This window comes from Lysinibacillus sp. NPDC056220 (genome assembly GCF_049315265.1).
In the GTDB taxonomy this organism is placed as follows: domain Bacteria; phylum Bacillota; class Bacilli; order Bacillales_A; family Planococcaceae; genus Lysinibacillus; species Lysinibacillus pinottii.
Genome location: NZ_JBMOXD010000007.1, coordinates 111,439 through 126,607 on the forward strand (window position 1 = coordinate 111,439; position 15,169 = coordinate 126,607).

Below are 15,169 nucleotides of genomic sequence, written 5' to 3' on the forward strand. Positions count from 1 at the left end.
TGAGTCGCTAGCATACTGCTTTGCGAGTGGCATTACCAGTTTGTTATTCGAAATCAGTACCTGTAATTTCTTTTAATTTGCCGTTTTCTTTAATCTTTTTCAAACCTTCATTTAATTTATCTAATAGCTCTTTATTCCCCTTTTGAACCATAAAGCCATAGTATTCTTTTTCGAATGCATCATCTTGAATAACTTTAATTTTTTGATCTGGATGCGCTTTAATATATTCGTATACTACTGCATTGTCTCCAATAGCTGCGTCAACATTACCATTTAACATCTCTTGAATTGCGATTGGCTGACTTTCAAAAGCCATGATATTTGTACTTGCTTCACCCTGTAGCTTTTTAGCTGCCATATGACCAGTAGCATTAATTTGTACGGACACCTTTTTATCTTTTAATTCATCTAATGATTTAATCTTTGAATCTTCTTTCACAACAATTAATAATTGAGACTCATAGTATGGCTCAGTAAAATCAAATGATTCTTTGCGCTCATCTGTAATGGTAATCCCTGAAGCACCAATATGTGTTTCACCATTTTTAATTGTTTGGAAAACGGGTTCCCAACCAATATTATTCCACTCTACTTCGAAATCCATTTCATCAGCAATTGCTTTTAAAATATCGACATCAATCCCCACAATTTTCCCTTTATCGTCAACAGATTCAAACGGTGCAAAAGTCGCTTCTGTACCTACTTTATAAACTTTCTTGCCATCTCCACCTTCTGAAGGTGTACTACCCGAAGAGGCAGTATCCTTTGTCCCACATCCTGCAAGTGCTAAAGTTAGCGCTGCTAGTATCATAAGTAACATCCAAGCTGTTTTTTTCATTGCATTTCCCCCTATTTCGATAATTTTCCATTCTGCGTATTATTTTTCGCAATTCGGAAATATTAGACTATTAGGTCAATTATATTAATATTATAGTATTTGTACAACAACTTTTCGCATAAAACTAAATATTTTTTCATATTCATTAATAAAGAAATCATTTAAATAGAAAAAAAATGCATTAATAACAAGAATATGAACCTAAAATTAATATATATACAATTGAAAAAATGCTAAATTTCGATAAATTTAAACAAAAAAAAAAGAATCCCCTCAGAAAGGATTCTTTTTTTCGGCTATTACTAGCCTTCACGGTCAGTATGTTCACTAAAAAATAATTTGGAGTTGTTGCTTTTTTGAAGGTTTGAAAGGCATAAATAGGGGAATAATGCCAACTAGGACAGTATTCCCATTACTTTTCCTCTCTATCTCCACTAAGCAGGCTGCTAAACTACTTATTAGGAGATTGAGCTATTACAGTATATCTATATTCAGTAAAATGGCGCCCTCGGAGGGAATCGAACCCCCAGTGCAAGAACCGGAATCTTACGTGTTATCCATTACACCACGAGGGCAAAAAAAACAAAAAAAAAGTACTCACCCTAGGCTTACGAAAAGCATGATGTAGATAATCCTCATTTTGGAGCATACCTGCAAAATAGTGTTCTGTACTTTCAATCTTATAACCTTACCTATTATACAAACGTATCACATATATTTCAACCATATAATACAAAAAGAATTTATTTTTTTTTATTTAATTAATTTCACTTTAGCAGGGTTAATATTTGACCTTCCCTGACTATAATGTGTATGATAAGGTTACAGCTGAAATAACAATGAGATTTCAGCAAAGGTAATCGAATTTAGTTTTTTGAAGGAGGATTTAACATGAATTTAATTCCTACAGTTATTGAACAAACAAGCCGTGGTGAACGTGCATATGACATTTACTCACGTCTACTTAAAGACCGCATTATCCTTTTAGGAAGTGCTATTGACGACAATGTGGCTAATTCAATTGTCGCACAATTACTTTTCCTACAAGCAGAAGATCCAGACAAAGACATTTCTCTTTACATTAATTCACCAGGTGGATCAATTACGGCTGGTATGGCCATTTATGACACAATGCAAATTATTAAGCCAAAAGTTCAAACGATTTGTATCGGTATGGCTGCATCAATGGGTGCATTCCTACTTGCTGCGGGTGAACCTGGTAAACGCTTTGCATTACCAAATGCCGAAGTAATGATTCACCAACCACTAGGTGGGGCACAAGGCCAGGCGACAGAAATTGAAATTGCTGCTAAACGTATTTTATTCTTACGTGAAAAATTAAACGGCATTTTATCTGAACGTACTGGTCAACCACTTGAAGTTATTGCAAGAGACACAGATCGTGATAACTTCATGACAGCTGAACGTGCAAAAGAGTATGGTTTAATTGATCACATTATGCACCGTAGTACTGATAATAAATAGTAATAAAAAACCTCACAGAATTTCCTCTGTGAGGCTTTTTTACTTGTTAGTTAATCTTCATTTTCAATAATTGTTGCTAATGCTGTAACCGCTTGCTCAGCATCATTGCCTTCACTACTTAAAGTTACCTCCGTACCTTTAGCAACTGCTAAGCTCATGACACCCATTATCGACTTGGCATTAACTTTTTTTTCATCTTTTTCTAGAAAGATATCCGCACTGAAACGATTTGCTTCCTGCACAAATAGTGCCGCTTGTCTTGCTTGTAGTCCTAATTTTAATTTAACCTGGACTCTTCTCTCGATCATTCTCAAAACTCCCCTTCACTACCGTTCATCTATTAGTTTTATCTTACCTTACTTACTAGCAAAAGAACAATAAGCGATTACGCATGACATTCATACCTGAAAAGTATGAAAACTTAACCACCTATTTTTTCACCGCGTCTTAATGCATCTGCTATTTCATCGATTTTTCTTAAACGATGGTTGACACCTGATTTGCTGACAGTGCCACTGGATACCATTTCGCCAAGCTCTTTTAACGTAACATCTTGATACTCTACTCGTAATCGTGCAATTTCACGAAGCTTTTCGGGTAGTTGATCAAGACCAATTGAATTTTCAATAAATCGAATATTCTCTACCTGTCGTAATGCTGCTCCAATTGTTTTATTTAGATTGGCCGTTTCACAGTTCACAATACGATTGACACTATTGCGCATGTCTCGTAATATCCGAACATCCTCAAATTTCATCATTGCCTGATGGGCACCCACAATATTGAGAAAATCAGAAATTTTTTCTGCTTCCTTTAAATAAGTAACAAAGCCTTTTTTGCGTTCGATTGTTTTGGCATTGAGTTCAAATTCATTCATTAAATCCATCAATGCCTCGCCATGTTCTTTATATAAAGAATAAATTTCTAAATGGTAGGCGGATGTTTCTGGGTTATTGACAGAGCCTCCTGCTAAAAATGCGCCTCTTAAATAGGCTCTTTTTTGGCCATTTTTTTTAATGAGCTTTCTTGAGATCGTATGATTAAATTGAAAGTCGTCTGAGATGATTTCTAAATCAATTAACAGCTCGCGTGCTCCTTCTCTTACACGGCAAATATATACGTTATTTTTTTTCAATCGCATTTTCTTACGAACTAGCAATTCTACATTGTATGGATACAACTTTTTCATAATCGTATATAGTCTTCTGGCAATTGCAGCGTTTTCAGTTTGCACGTCCAAGCTTAGTTGTTTATTCGCAAAGGATAATGAACCATTCATACGAATTAGGGCAGAAACTTCTGCTTTCATACAATGATTGTCCGCTTCTATTTGGGTTAATTCCTTTTTCGTTTCTGAAGCAAAAGACATATCACGCCCCCCTTTCAATCATAATTTCTATGTATATGTTCATCTTACCATATACAACAAACACTTTATGTTTCTATTATCCGGTTGGTTCTCTTAGCGGTCATAAATACCGGCATAATCCACCAACCACTCTGCAACATTCGTAGCATTATGTCGAACCGTTCCATCTGGACGAATTGTAGCAATATCGCGCCTTATAACCTCTAATCCCATACTTTCAAGCTTTGCCACATCAAATGTCACTGGCTCTGCTCTTTCCTCTTTATATAATTCTTTTACAGGATTTGGTAGTTCTTCGTCATTCACTAAAATCGAATCAATAAAGGAAGCGCCAACATGCTTATGTATGGCAGATACATGGTCACCTGCTGTATAAGAAATGGTTTCACCTTTTTGTGTCATTAAATTACATACATACATTTTCCTTCCTTTTGCTTTTACAACAGATTCCCCAATCTCTTTGACAAGTAGATTTGGAATGATACTTGTGTATAAGCTTCCAGGACCAATTAATATATAGTCTGCACGCTGAATTGCTCGAATAGCTTCTGGTAACGGTTGCACGTTTTCGGGTACTAAAAAAACGCGATCAATGCGTTTTGTCGCTGTTGGGATTTTGGATTCACCTTCAATGATTGAACCATCCTCTAAGACAGCATGTAAGTTGATTTTTTTATTGGCTGCTGGTATTACACGGCCATGTACTTTTAAAACCTTTCCCATCTCACTTATAGCATGGTTAAAATCACCTGTAATATCAGTAAGTGCTGTTAACATTAAGTTCCCTAAGGAATGGCCACGTAAATCCTCTGATGCAGAAAAACGGTATTGAAACATTTGCTCCACTAGCGGTTCAATATCTGATAATGCCGCAATGACATTACGAACATCACCTGGTGGCGGGATATCATAATCATCTCGTAAACGTCCTGAAGAGCCGCCATCATCCGCTACCGTCACAATAGCAGTAATATCAAATGGATGGTGCTTGAGCCCACGAAGTAATGTAGATAGTCCTGTTCCACCACCAATTACCACAAGCTTTGTTTGCTTTTTCCCCATTCACTCATTCCTTTCTACGATTAATATCACGATGCGTAATAACCGTATTCTCTTTGCTGGCTAAATAAGCCCCAAAAAACTCCGCTAAAGTTACTGAACGATGCTGACCACCTGTACAGCCAAAAGCGATGACAAGTTGTGATTTACCTTCTTGGCGATAAAGAGGAATCATAAAGTCGAACAAATCTGTTAGTTTTTGTATAAGTATTTGCGTATCTTCCAAGGCTAAAACATAGGAGGAAACTTCTGTTTGAAGACCCGTCTTCGGACGTAGTTCTTCCACATAATAAGGATTTTTAAGGAAGCGAACATCAAACACTAGGTCTGCATCTATTGGCATACCATGCTTGAAGCCAAAAGACATGATGTTGACGGTAAAAATAGTATCTGCCTCACTGGCAAATTCTTTGACTATCTTTTCTCGCAATTGCTTAGGCTTCATGTTGGATGTGTTATAAACAAAATTAGCACGACCCTTTACTTCCGATAAAAGCGCTCGCTCTTGCTTAATACCATCTAAAGGTAAGCCGCTTACTGCCAATGGATGGGCCCTCCTTGTTTCTTTATAGCGTCTTACTAATGTGGCATCATCCGCATCTAAAAATAAAATACGTGCTACAATGTCGCCTTCTTTTAGTATATGGTCTAACGCCCCAATAAGCGCATCAAAAAAGTTGCCTCCCCGCATATCCATCACTGCCGCAATACGTGTACTATTTTTTCCAGAATCTCTTAACAGAGTTAAAAAAGTTGTAAGTAACGCAGGTGGTAAATTATCAATACAGTAATACCCTAAATCTTCAAAGCTTTGAATAGCTACGGTCTTCCCAGCTCCAGACATTCCTGTAATAATAACCAATTCATGTGTTCTTTGTTGGCCTTCAACCACCACTGTCATGCAACTCCTTTATTGTTCTTTTGATATTTGTATTTTCTGATGAAGTAATTCAAAATTCGTTGTATAGTCAAACGTGCCATACTGAATACCAGATTGCGAAACAGCAAATTGTAAATTAGTGCGATCTCCTTCAGCCATTGGCAAATGTGCTAAATCCTCTACTGGGTGCCATGCAAGTTTACCTTCTCTAGTTTCTACAAACGGTACACCTTCTACATCCCTAGCAACGAATGTATAAAGCATCCATTCATCTACGACTTCATTATTTTCTTTAATGACCATCGTATAAACACCCTTTAGGTGTACATGTAAAGGTATAACATTTGTCTCTTCTTGAAATTCACGAATAGCAGCCTCAAAGATGGACTCACCGCTTTCCATTTTTCCACCTGGAGCAACGTACCAACCTCGTCTTGGTTTCTGAAGTAATAATACTTTACCGTCTTTTACGGCAATTAAATTTGCAATTCTTTGCATCGGCACACCTCTAATCACTTTTGCATTCTACTCTCCATTATAGCAAGACACTGCAGGATTTGTCCTCATTTACAACTCTCATACCTAGACATTTAACAATTTAGTTTTAACTAAGAAATTAATGAAAAAAAGCGCATGCTCTTTTCATACTCTATACAAATAAAAAAGTAGGTTGTTCCCACCTAATTGAGGCGGAAACAACCTACTAAACAAAATAAAAGGGGGATTGCTAATTACAATTTAAATCATACACCTTTTATATGTCATTCAAGTTACAACAATATTAAAACCACATTAAAATTGTATTTTTTTCCTTAAAATAGCCATGTTATGCATTAATTTTCTCTAATAGTTCTTCTACATAATGCTGTACAGCTTGTGCAGCAATACTGCCATCACCAGTCGCTGTAACAATTTGACGAAGTGATTTTTCACGTACATCTCCCGCTGCAAAGATACCTGGAATTGTCGTTTCCATATTATCATTTGTCAGGATATAACCAGCATCATTTAAAATACCTAAAGATTCGAATGGCTTTGTTAAAGGTAGCATACCGATATACACAAACACACCATCTGTTGTAAACTCTGACTCAGTTCCATCCACAGTTGATTGCAATGTAACACTGCCCACTTTACCATTTGCTTCATTAATTTCTTTTACTGTAGCATTCCAAATGAAATCAATTTTGTCATTGGCAAAGGCACGATCTTGGAGGATTTTTTGTGCACGTAATTTATCACGACGGTGGACAATTGTTACTTTATCAGCAAAGCGTGTTAAATATACGCCCTCTTCTACAGCTGAATCTCCGCCGCCAACAACTACCAGATTTTTTTGTTTAAAGAACGCACCATCACAAACTGCACAGTAGCTGACACCACGGCCGCCAAGTTCTTTTTCACCAGGCACACCCATTTTTTTATACTCTGCACCAGTTGTAATAATAATGGCACGTGTTTTATATTCTTTTGTACCTGATTTAATTGTTTTAAATTCTTCCCCATCGATGATTTCTGTGACATCACCATAGGCATATTCTGCACCAAATTTTTTAGCATGGTCAAACATTTTGGTAGACAGCTCAGGCCCTAAAATAGTATCGAAACCAGGATAGTTTTCTACTTCTTCAGTGTTGGCCATTTGTCCACCTGGGATTCCTCGTTCAATCATAAGCGTTGACAAATTAGCACGTGATGTATAAACAGCAGCAGTCATCCCAGCAGGGCCTGCACCAATAATGACTACATCATAAATTTTTTCTTCCGACATAAATACTTCCCCCTAAACAGAATACTTTTTATCTTCATTCAACAAATAGTAGTGAAAGTGTAACGTCACCTACATATGATCCCAACTTACAATAGAGGGGATGAAGATAAACCATTGGCAACTAGCAAGGAATAACAATCGAACGCAATGTTGCCAGGGCAAATTAATGATAACGTTAGTATGTTCATCGTATGTGAAAGTATAAAGTTATTCAACTATGTTGCTCACACACTAATTATGACTGCTTGGTAAAAAAGCTAAAATTTCATCAATATACTTCGATAAAGTGGCAACAGATACTCCATATTGTTGAGCTATTTCTTTTTTTGTTACTTTGAGCATTTGAGAGGATCTAAATAGATAATCATTTGCTCCTGCAATTGCAACAGGATTTGTAAAACGGTAATTTTGAATTAAAGCTTGTTCACACAGGACAAACCACATTTGAAACATAGGTACAATCAATGTTGATAATTTGCCGTACTGCATTAATAAAATTTCTGGCACATTTACAGCACGTAGAAAGCTTGCCTCTACTTTATTTTTCTTATCAAATTCATGTCCAAGTGCATATGCTAAAAATAATTTCTCAAAAGCACCGAATTGCTCAATATTAACCCATTTAGGATGGGCGATTATTTCTTGCTTATGAGCCGTAGCTTTTAATAAAAACAGACCAAAGATGCGCTCACTTAAATAGCTACTTTCTAATTTTTCAACGATGAAATTCCGATCATGTTCCAACGCGTCTAGCGCAAATTCGTTATCATGTTGGCGCCAAGGCTCAAAGCCTTCTTTATCTGGATCTACCTCTAGCAGTTGACCCCAAGCACTTTTGGAAACCTCCTCATGCCCTGAAAAATAAGCGGCATGAGATAACCAAAAGTAAAAGCCCGCGTCGCCTACATAGCCTCTTTTTTGCATACTGCGCAACCATTTATAAGCTAATTCATATTGCCCTATTAAAGCTAATGTAGCACCTAGTTTATAACGATGCTCCCATGTATATGGCTGAATTTTAACAAGCACATTTAATAGCTCTTGCAAATCCTCTTCATTCTTTTCGTAATACGCAATCACTGTTAAGTTACAAAGTGCATGTAAGTTTCCCTTATTTTCACGTAATACGGTATGTAAGAGAGCCTTCGCCTGTTCCTCTTCTCCCACATAAAAATAAGCAAGTGCAAGATTATTATACGCCGACCAAAAGGCTGGGCGATCTTCAATTAAATCTTCTAAAATAGTAATAGCTTCAGGAAAGTCGCCTTTTTCCATATGACGGCGAGCCTGTTCCTGACGATATAAATCTTCACCAGATCCTTCAAGCTCCTCAAACTCATCTTGCTCAAATGCAACAAATTCTAAAATTTCTGCTGCTTCATCTGCATAAGCACCTTCAGGCTCTAACTGCAAATACTCCTCAGCAAAGCGTTTTGCATCCTGCATGATTCCTACACAACCTGATACTTCCGCCATGTAAAAAATAATTTCTGGATTATCGGGATCAATTTGATAGGCACGACGAAGCAAATCATACGCTTCTTCAAAACGTTGACCTTCTAACTCTATAATAGCAAGCTGCAAGATTATCATAGGATCATCAGGGCTAAGATCAACTGCACGCTGCAAATATTTATAGGCTTTATTCATTTGTCCACTGTTCATAGCTTGAATTGATTTTTTATAATAATAGTCGCCTGTTGGAATGAACGACACTATATTTGATTGGTTCTTATTTTGACGTTTCTTTTCCAATACATTTCCTCCGAAACAAGAAATAAGGAACGTATTAAACGTTCCTTTACACAGTAAACCCTATTATACCACACAATTTATAATATGCTGTTATTTCTCCTCGTGACGTTTTTTCAACACATCTAGGACATCATATATACTTACTTTTTGTTCTTGTAGTAATACTAGAAGGTGATAAATTAAATCAGCTGCCTCCCACTTTACTTCTTCGGCATCGCGATTTTTTGCCCCAATAACCACCTCTGTTGCTTCCTCACCTACTTTTTTACAGATTTTATCGATGCCCTTCTCAAATAAATATGTAGTATAAGCTCCCACAGGCATTTCCTGTTCTCGCTTTTCAATTACACGGACAAGTTTTGCAATTATTTCTACAGAACCTACCTCAGTATTTTGCTGTACAACCTCCGTAAAGCAAGAAGCTGTACCGTTATGACAAGCTGGACCTTCTGGTAATACTTCCACAACTATTGCATCATAATCGCAGTCTGTTTTAATTGCTACAACCTTTTGCGTATGACCACTTGTGGCACCTTTATGCCAAAGCTCCTGACGTGAACGAGAATAAAACCAAGTTTCACCTGATTCCATTGTTTTAACGAATGACTCTTTATTCATATAAGCCACCGTTAATACTTCTTTCGTATTGGCATCCTGTACTACTGCCGTTACAAGACCTTTCTCATCAAATCGAATTCGCTCTATCATCTCACTGCCACTCCTTTTGCACGTAAGTATTCTTTCACTTGGGCTACGCTTGTTTCTTTATAATGGAAGATAGAAGCTGCAAGTGCTGCATCTGCATCAACTTCTTCGGCTAATACTTCGTAAAAATGTTCGGCATAACCTGCCCCACCACTTGCAATAACTGGGACTGACACAGCCTCTCGTACCGCTTTTGTTAATCCCAAATCAAAGCCAGATTTTTCTCCATCTTGATTCATACTAGTTAATAAAATCTCACCAGCTCCTAAACGCACCGCTTCCTTTGCCCAGTCTATAGCTGACCAAGTAGTTTTATTGCGCCCACCATGTGTATAAACCATCCATGTACCGTCCTCTTCACTATAGCGAGCATCGATTGCTACCACGATGCATTGGGCACCAAAGAAATCAGAGCCTTCTTGAATAAGGGAAGGGCGCTCTAAAGCAGAAGTATTGACAGAAACTTTATCCGCACCAGCGCGTAAAATACGCTTCATATCATCCAACGTTCGAATACCACCACCAACTGTAAACGGAATCGCTAGAGTAGCTGCTGTTTGTTGGACAACCTCTATCATTGTTTCGCGGCCTTCATGTGAAGCAGATATATCTAAAAATACAAGCTCATCCGCGCCTTGTTCATCATAAAATTTTGCTAGCTCCACTGGGTCACCAGCATCACGAATGGATACAAATTGTATCCCTTTTACAACGCGTCCCTCCTTGACATCGAGGCAAGGAATAATTCGTTTCGTTAGCATGATTTCACTCCTTTCAGCCATTGCTCTAATAAATATACGCCCAGCTCACCTGATTTTTCAGGGTGAAATTGCATACCTGTCACAGAACCTTTCGCTACAATACCTGGAACTTGTATACCACAATAGTCTGCATAAGCAACAAGTTCAGACTTCTCAATATTAGTGGCATAAAATGAATGAACGAAATAGACATGCTTTGCAGGAGCACTATTTTCTAACCAAGCAGGACGATTCGCCATAACTAATTCGTTCCAGCCCATATGTGGCACCCGATATGCTCGCCCCTCATTTGTGCCACTAAATCGCTTAATATGCCCTTTAAAGAAACTTAAGCCATTTGTTGGTGTGACCTCATCACTTTTTTCAAATAATAATTGCATCCCTAAACAAATGCCTAAAAGAGGGCGATGCTGGCTTTGGGCATTTTTTAGATAACAATCTAATTTTGTCTCTGCTAAACGCTTTCTAGCATCTGGGAATGCACCAACTCCTGGTAATATGAGTGCATCTGTAGTATCTAGCAATTGTTGATTGGCTGTCACTATGACCTCACAGCCAAGTCGATTCAAAGCTTGTACCACACTAAATAAATTTCCCATACCATAATCAACCACACCTATTTTCACGTTAACAGCCCCTTAGTCGATGGTACTCCTTTAACACGTGGATCAATTTCTACGGCAGCATCAATCGCCCTAGCTAATGCTTTAAAAATTGCCTCAATAATATGGTGCGTATTATGCCCATAGGGTACAATCACATGTACATTCATTCGTGCCTCTAAGGCAAATTTCCACAAAAATTCATGCACTAATTCTGTATCAAAAGTTCCCACCTTTTCTTTTAAAGGGGGCACACGGTATTCTAAATGGGGGCGATTCGAGCAATCAACCACCACCTGCGCAAGTGCATCATCCATAGGTACAAATGCCGTTCCATAGCGTTTAATGCCCTTTTTATCACCAAGTGCTTCTCGAATAGCTTGCCCTAACACAATGCCTAGATCCTCCGATGTATGATGATCATCAATATAGGTATCCCCATTCGCTTGGATGGTCCCATTAAAAAGACCATGCTTGATAAATAAATCCAGCATATGATCCATAAAACCTACGCCCGTTTTAATATCTGCCTTCCCTTCACCATCTAAATCGATGGCTACCGAAATTTGCGTTTCATTGGTTGTTCGCTCTACTTGTGCATATCGTTTCTTTTCCGTCATTGTACTATTCCTTCTTCCATCCGCGAGATTCCACTGCACGTGCATGGCCCTCTAAACCTTCCATACGTGCGAGACGGGCAATTTTTGGTGCATTGACTTGCCAAGTTTTTTCACTGTAATAAACAACACTTGATTTTTTCACAAAATCATCTACGTTTAAGCCACTAGCAAAACGTGCTGTGCTATTAGTTGGTAACACATGATTGGTCCCCGCAAAATAGTCACCAACAGGCTCTGAACTAAAACGACCAATAAAAATACCACCTGCATGCCTTATTTGTTCAGCGATCGCCTCAGCATTATTTGTCATAATTTCTAAATGCTCCGGTGCTAATGAATTAATCGCTTCCACTGCATCTGATACCGTTTCAGCTATATAAATGACCCCAAAATTTTCGATTGAAGCACGCGCTACTTCTTGACGTGGTAAAATCTCCAATTGCTTTTCAACTTCTTCAGCTACCTTTTTGGCCAATTCCTCTGAGGTCGTGACGAGAACAGCACAAGCTAATCGGTCATGTTCTGCTTGAGATAACAGATCTGCAGCAATTTCGTCTGGAAATGCAGTGTCATCAGCTAGTACTGCAATTTCGCTAGGTCCCGCAATCATATCAATGGCAACTTCCCCAAATACCTCCCGTTTAGCAAGGGCTACAAAAATATTTCCTGGGCCTGTAATTTTATCGACTGGTGCGATGGTCTCTGTGCCATAAGCAAGAGCAGCAATTGCTTGTGCCCCACCTATTTTATAAATTTCTTCGATTCCTAAAAGCTGAGCCGCCACTAGGACACCTGCTGGCATTTTTCCATCAAGGCCTGCTGGAGAAGCAATCACAATACGCTTCACACCTGCTACCTGTGCTGGAATCACATTCATTAGCACCGATGAGGGATAGGCAGCTGTACCGCCAGGAACATATAATCCTACTGCATCTAGAGCTGTTACTCGTTGACCTAGCCAAGAACCGTCACCTAGCTCTAAGCGATAACCCTGTCGTGACTGTTGTTCATGATAAAGTCGAATATTTTGAGCTGCTTCCACCAAATCCTGATAGAGTTGTTGGTCAAGAGCATTTACAGCTTCTTGTATTTCCTCCTTCGTGACACGCAGGCTTGTAGGCATATACCCGTCCCAACGTTCTGTATAGGCACGTAACGCTACGTCTCCCTGTGTCCTCACATCTGTTAACACCTGTCTTACAACTTTTAACTGTTCCTCATTTCCACCTTCAAGTGGTCTTTTTAAGGAAATACCCTTTGCTAGTTTAGTTATTTTCATTGAATTAAACCCCTTCAGTTACTCATATGTAGCTAGATATGATTACTTTTTTGTTCATTCACACATTTCTTTAATCGTCTAACAAGGTCAATAATGCGCTCACCCTTCATACGATAGCTAACCGGATTAGCAATTAACCGAGACGACACAGTCGAAATAAATTCATATTCAACTAAGCCGTTCTCTTTTAATGTACGTCCTGTAGAAACAATATCGACAATTCGGTCAGCTAAACCAATCATAGGTGCTAATTCAATAGATCCATTAAGCTCAATGATTTCGACTTGCTCCCCGATACCTTTATAGTATTTCATCGCAATATTCGGATATTTCGTCGCAATTCTAGGAGCAATTTCATTCATATCTGTATTTGGTAAACCAGCTGACGCGATATAGCAATTACTAATATTCAAATCCAGTAATTCATGTACCTCTCTCTGTTGCTCTAACAAAACATCCTTGCCAGCAATACCGATATCCGCTACGCCATGCTCAACGTAGACAGGCACATCCATTGGTTTAGATAAAATAAAGCGAATTTTCTCTTCTGGTATTTCAATCATTAATTTACGCGACATTTCGACCTCTTCTGGTAAATGAAAACCTGCCTTCAATAACATCTGATAGGCCTCTTCAAAGATTCGCCCCTTTGGCATTGCAATTGTTAATTCATTCACTACCAATTTCCTCCTGTCCAACTACAACTACTTCCGTAAAGTGAGCTAAAAAGGCTTCTTCATCGACTAGGCTACTACGCAACTGTAAAGTAGCTAATTTCCCTGCTGCCCGCAATGTGTTTACCTTTATTAAAGCTGCCTCAAATTGTTCTTCATCAAAAAGCACAACAGTTGCTTCTTGTTGCATCTCTGATTGCCCATGTAATGTTTCCAATAAACGATCGACACGAATGCTAAATCCCGTCGCACCAGCCTTTGATCCAAACACCTCTAACAATCCATCGTAACGGCCACCATTTCCTAATGGAAAACCACTACCTAAGGCAAATACTTCAAAAAGCATACCTGTGTAGTAACTCATATGACTTGAGAGTGTAAAATCAAACGTAACATAAGCAGCTAAGTCGGCCATTTCCAATAATTGAGCAAGCTGTTGCATATATACTAATGCATCATTTTTACGAACATATTTTTCAATATCGCGGATATCCTTCACATCCATTGCTTCTTCAATAAACTGGAGGAGGGCATCTGCTTTAGCTTTAGGTAAATTAAATGAATCTACCGCTTCTTCAAATCCAACATAATTTCGGTGGACAAGTAATGTTCTAAGGGTAGTTTGCTGTTCAATACTCTCTGTGTAATCTTGTAAAATGCAGTTTAGTATGCCTGCATGTCCAATCGTTACTTTAAACGCTTCTAGTTTTAAGTGCTTTAAAAGCTCCATTGCTGTCACAATCACTTCTGCATCAGCAAATACAGATTGGTCCCCTATTAATTCAATACCCATTTGATCGAATTCTGCTGGTCTCCCCCCTTCTGCTTCTTGTGCACGAAAAACACTTGCGAAGTAAGCTAAACGTTGAGGAATCATTTCTTTCAATAATTTCGAGGTGGCCACCCGAGCAATCGGGGTTGTCATATCTGGTCGGAGCACTAATGTATTTCCCTGACTATCTACAAGTTTAAATAAATGGGTATCAGCGATCGCAGAAGCTTTTCCAACTGTATCAAAATATTCAACAGCAGGTGTTTTAATAAACTCATATCCCCTTTTAGTTAAAAAATCTCTACCTGTTTGTCTTACCGCTTCAACTTTTTCAAAGATTTGTGGAAAGGTATCACGCATTCCAAGTGGCTTTTCAAACATTTTTATTGACGACATATGAACACTTCCTCACATTCACTTTAATTCACTAGAGTATTAGAGAATTAGATTATGAAAGAATTTTAACTTATTTCTGTTAAACAGTCAACGTATTCCCTCTAATTATCTAAATCTTTAAATTACTTTATGAAGAAGGTTGCAACTACCTGAAAATCTAAAATTAAAAGATTTGACGAGTAAATACCAACAAATAAAAGCTA

16 protein-coding genes and 1 tRNA gene are annotated in these 15,169 nt (G+C 38.2%); 1 reads left to right on the forward strand and 16 read right to left on the reverse strand.

Going from position 1 to position 15,169, the window contains the following annotated elements; translation table 11 throughout:
- Positions 1-43 precede the first annotated feature (43 nt).
- Positions 44-838, reverse strand: a complete 795-nt coding sequence (locus ACOZBY_RS18615; protein WP_012292235.1) for a basic amino acid ABC transporter substrate-binding protein — start codon at positions 836-838, stop codon at positions 44-46.
- Positions 839-1,338: 500 nt separating this feature from the next.
- Positions 1,339-1,413: transfer RNA gene (locus ACOZBY_RS18620), tRNA-Arg, on the reverse strand.
- Positions 1,414-1,729: 316 nt separating this feature from the next.
- On the opposite strand from ACOZBY_RS18620, the gene clpP reads away from it, so the two are divergent.
- Positions 1,730-2,323, forward strand: a complete 594-nt coding sequence (clpP, locus tag ACOZBY_RS18625; protein WP_008173241.1) for an ATP-dependent Clp endopeptidase proteolytic subunit ClpP — start codon at positions 1,730-1,732, stop codon at positions 2,321-2,323.
- 50 nt (positions 2,324-2,373) lie between these two features.
- Here the strand turns inward: clpP and ACOZBY_RS18630 are convergent, their stop codons facing one another.
- From ACOZBY_RS18630 to ACOZBY_RS18695, 14 genes are all read right to left on the reverse strand, one after another.
- Positions 2,374-2,631 carry an HPr family phosphocarrier protein gene (locus tag ACOZBY_RS18630; protein WP_004228023.1) on the reverse strand — a complete coding sequence of 86 codons (258 nt, stop codon included), beginning with the start codon at positions 2,629-2,631 and terminating at the stop codon, positions 2,374-2,376.
- A 113-nt stretch (positions 2,632-2,744) separates the two neighbouring features.
- Complete coding sequence (gene whiA / locus ACOZBY_RS18635) at positions 2,745-3,692, reverse strand: DNA-binding protein WhiA (RefSeq protein ID WP_008173244.1); 948 nt, start codon at positions 3,690-3,692, stop codon at positions 2,745-2,747.
- Positions 3,693-3,785: 93 nt separating this feature from the next.
- Entirely contained in the window at positions 3,786-4,754 is a 969-nt protein-coding gene (locus ACOZBY_RS18640) for a gluconeogenesis factor YvcK family protein (protein ID WP_012292233.1), read from the reverse strand.
- Between the two features lie 4 nt (positions 4,755-4,758).
- Positions 4,759-5,652: an RNase adapter RapZ gene (gene rapZ / locus ACOZBY_RS18645; RefSeq protein WP_012292232.1), complete on the reverse strand. Its 894-nt coding sequence runs from the start codon at positions 5,650-5,652 to the stop codon at positions 4,759-4,761.
- A 9-nt stretch (positions 5,653-5,661) separates the two neighbouring features.
- A complete protein-coding gene (locus ACOZBY_RS18650; protein ID WP_281486900.1) occupies positions 5,662-6,129 on the reverse strand; it encodes an 8-oxo-dGTP diphosphatase in 468 nt (155 codons plus the stop codon).
- A 328-nt stretch (positions 6,130-6,457) separates the two neighbouring features.
- Complete coding sequence (trxB, locus tag ACOZBY_RS18655) at positions 6,458-7,402, reverse strand: thioredoxin-disulfide reductase (RefSeq protein WP_012292230.1); 945 nt, start codon at positions 7,400-7,402, stop codon at positions 6,458-6,460.
- A gap of 231 nt (positions 7,403-7,633) precedes the next feature.
- Entirely contained in the window at positions 7,634-9,157 is a 1,524-nt protein-coding gene (locus ACOZBY_RS18660; protein ID WP_422762600.1) for a tetratricopeptide repeat protein, read from the reverse strand.
- A gap of 90 nt (positions 9,158-9,247) precedes the next feature.
- Positions 9,248-9,865 (reverse strand): bifunctional phosphoribosyl-AMP cyclohydrolase/phosphoribosyl-ATP diphosphatase HisIE, encoded by a 618-nt coding sequence (gene hisIE / locus ACOZBY_RS18665; protein WP_031417799.1) that lies wholly within the window; start codon positions 9,863-9,865, stop codon positions 9,248-9,250.
- Positions 9,862-10,623, reverse strand: coding sequence for an imidazole glycerol phosphate synthase subunit HisF (hisF, locus tag ACOZBY_RS18670; protein WP_012292227.1), 762 nt, complete (start codon positions 10,621-10,623; stop codon positions 9,862-9,864). The genes hisIE and hisF overlap by 4 nt, the downstream gene beginning before the upstream one ends.
- Positions 10,617-11,249 (reverse strand): imidazole glycerol phosphate synthase subunit HisH, encoded by a 633-nt coding sequence (gene hisH / locus ACOZBY_RS18675; protein WP_422762601.1) that lies wholly within the window; start codon positions 11,247-11,249, stop codon positions 10,617-10,619. The genes hisF and hisH overlap by 7 nt, the downstream gene beginning before the upstream one ends.
- Positions 11,246-11,845, reverse strand: coding sequence for an imidazoleglycerol-phosphate dehydratase HisB (gene hisB / locus ACOZBY_RS18680; protein WP_422762602.1), 600 nt, complete (start codon positions 11,843-11,845; stop codon positions 11,246-11,248). The genes hisH and hisB overlap by 4 nt, the downstream gene beginning before the upstream one ends.
- A gap of 4 nt (positions 11,846-11,849) precedes the next feature.
- Positions 11,850-13,124: a histidinol dehydrogenase gene (gene hisD, locus ACOZBY_RS18685; protein ID WP_422762603.1), complete on the reverse strand. Its 1,275-nt coding sequence runs from the start codon at positions 13,122-13,124 to the stop codon at positions 11,850-11,852.
- Positions 13,125-13,156: 32 nt separating this feature from the next.
- Positions 13,157-13,801, reverse strand: a complete 645-nt coding sequence (gene hisG / locus ACOZBY_RS18690) for an ATP phosphoribosyltransferase (RefSeq protein WP_012292223.1) — start codon at positions 13,799-13,801, stop codon at positions 13,157-13,159.
- Positions 13,794-14,966: an ATP phosphoribosyltransferase regulatory subunit gene (locus ACOZBY_RS18695; protein WP_031417804.1), complete on the reverse strand. Its 1,173-nt coding sequence runs from the start codon at positions 14,964-14,966 to the stop codon at positions 13,794-13,796. The genes hisG and ACOZBY_RS18695 overlap by 8 nt, the downstream gene beginning before the upstream one ends.
- Positions 14,967-15,169: the final 203 nt, after the last annotated feature.

Bases quoted from the DNA above. Each gene is read 5' to 3' on its own strand.
- hisF (WP_012292227.1), bottom strand. From the start codon at position 10,623: ATGCTAACGAAACGAATTATTCCTTGCCTCGATGTCAAGGAGGGACGC.
- rapZ (WP_012292232.1), bottom strand. From the start codon at position 5,652: ATGACAGTGGTGGTTGAAGGCCAACAAAGAACACATGAATTGGTTATT.
- hisD (WP_422762603.1), bottom strand. From the start codon at position 13,124: ATGAAAATAACTAAACTAGCAAAGGGTATTTCCTTAAAAAGACCACTT.
- hisIE (WP_031417799.1), bottom strand. From the start codon at position 9,865: ATGATAGAGCGAATTCGATTTGATGAGAAAGGTCTTGTAACGGCAGTA.
- hisB (WP_422762602.1), bottom strand. From the start codon at position 11,845: ATGACGGAAAAGAAACGATATGCACAAGTAGAGCGAACAACCAATGAA.
- ACOZBY_RS18640 (WP_012292233.1), bottom strand. From the start codon at position 4,754: ATGGGGAAAAAGCAAACAAAGCTTGTGGTAATTGGTGGTGGAACAGGA.
- ACOZBY_RS18630 (WP_004228023.1), bottom strand. From the start codon at position 2,631: ATGATCGAGAGAAGAGTCCAGGTTAAATTAAAATTAGGACTACAAGCA.
- ACOZBY_RS18650 (WP_281486900.1), bottom strand. From the start codon at position 6,129: ATGCAAAGAATTGCAAATTTAATTGCCGTAAAAGACGGTAAAGTATTA.
- trxB (WP_012292230.1), bottom strand. From the start codon at position 7,402: ATGTCGGAAGAAAAAATTTATGATGTAGTCATTATTGGTGCAGGCCCT.
- ACOZBY_RS18695 (WP_031417804.1), bottom strand. From the start codon at position 14,966: ATGTCGTCAATAAAAATGTTTGAAAAGCCACTTGGAATGCGTGATACC.
- ACOZBY_RS18615 (WP_012292235.1), bottom strand. From the start codon at position 838: ATGAAAAAAACAGCTTGGATGTTACTTATGATACTAGCAGCGCTAACT.
- whiA (WP_008173244.1), bottom strand. From the start codon at position 3,692: ATGTCTTTTGCTTCAGAAACGAAAAAGGAATTAACCCAAATAGAAGCG.
- clpP (WP_008173241.1), top strand. From the start codon at position 1,730: ATGAATTTAATTCCTACAGTTATTGAACAAACAAGCCGTGGTGAACGT.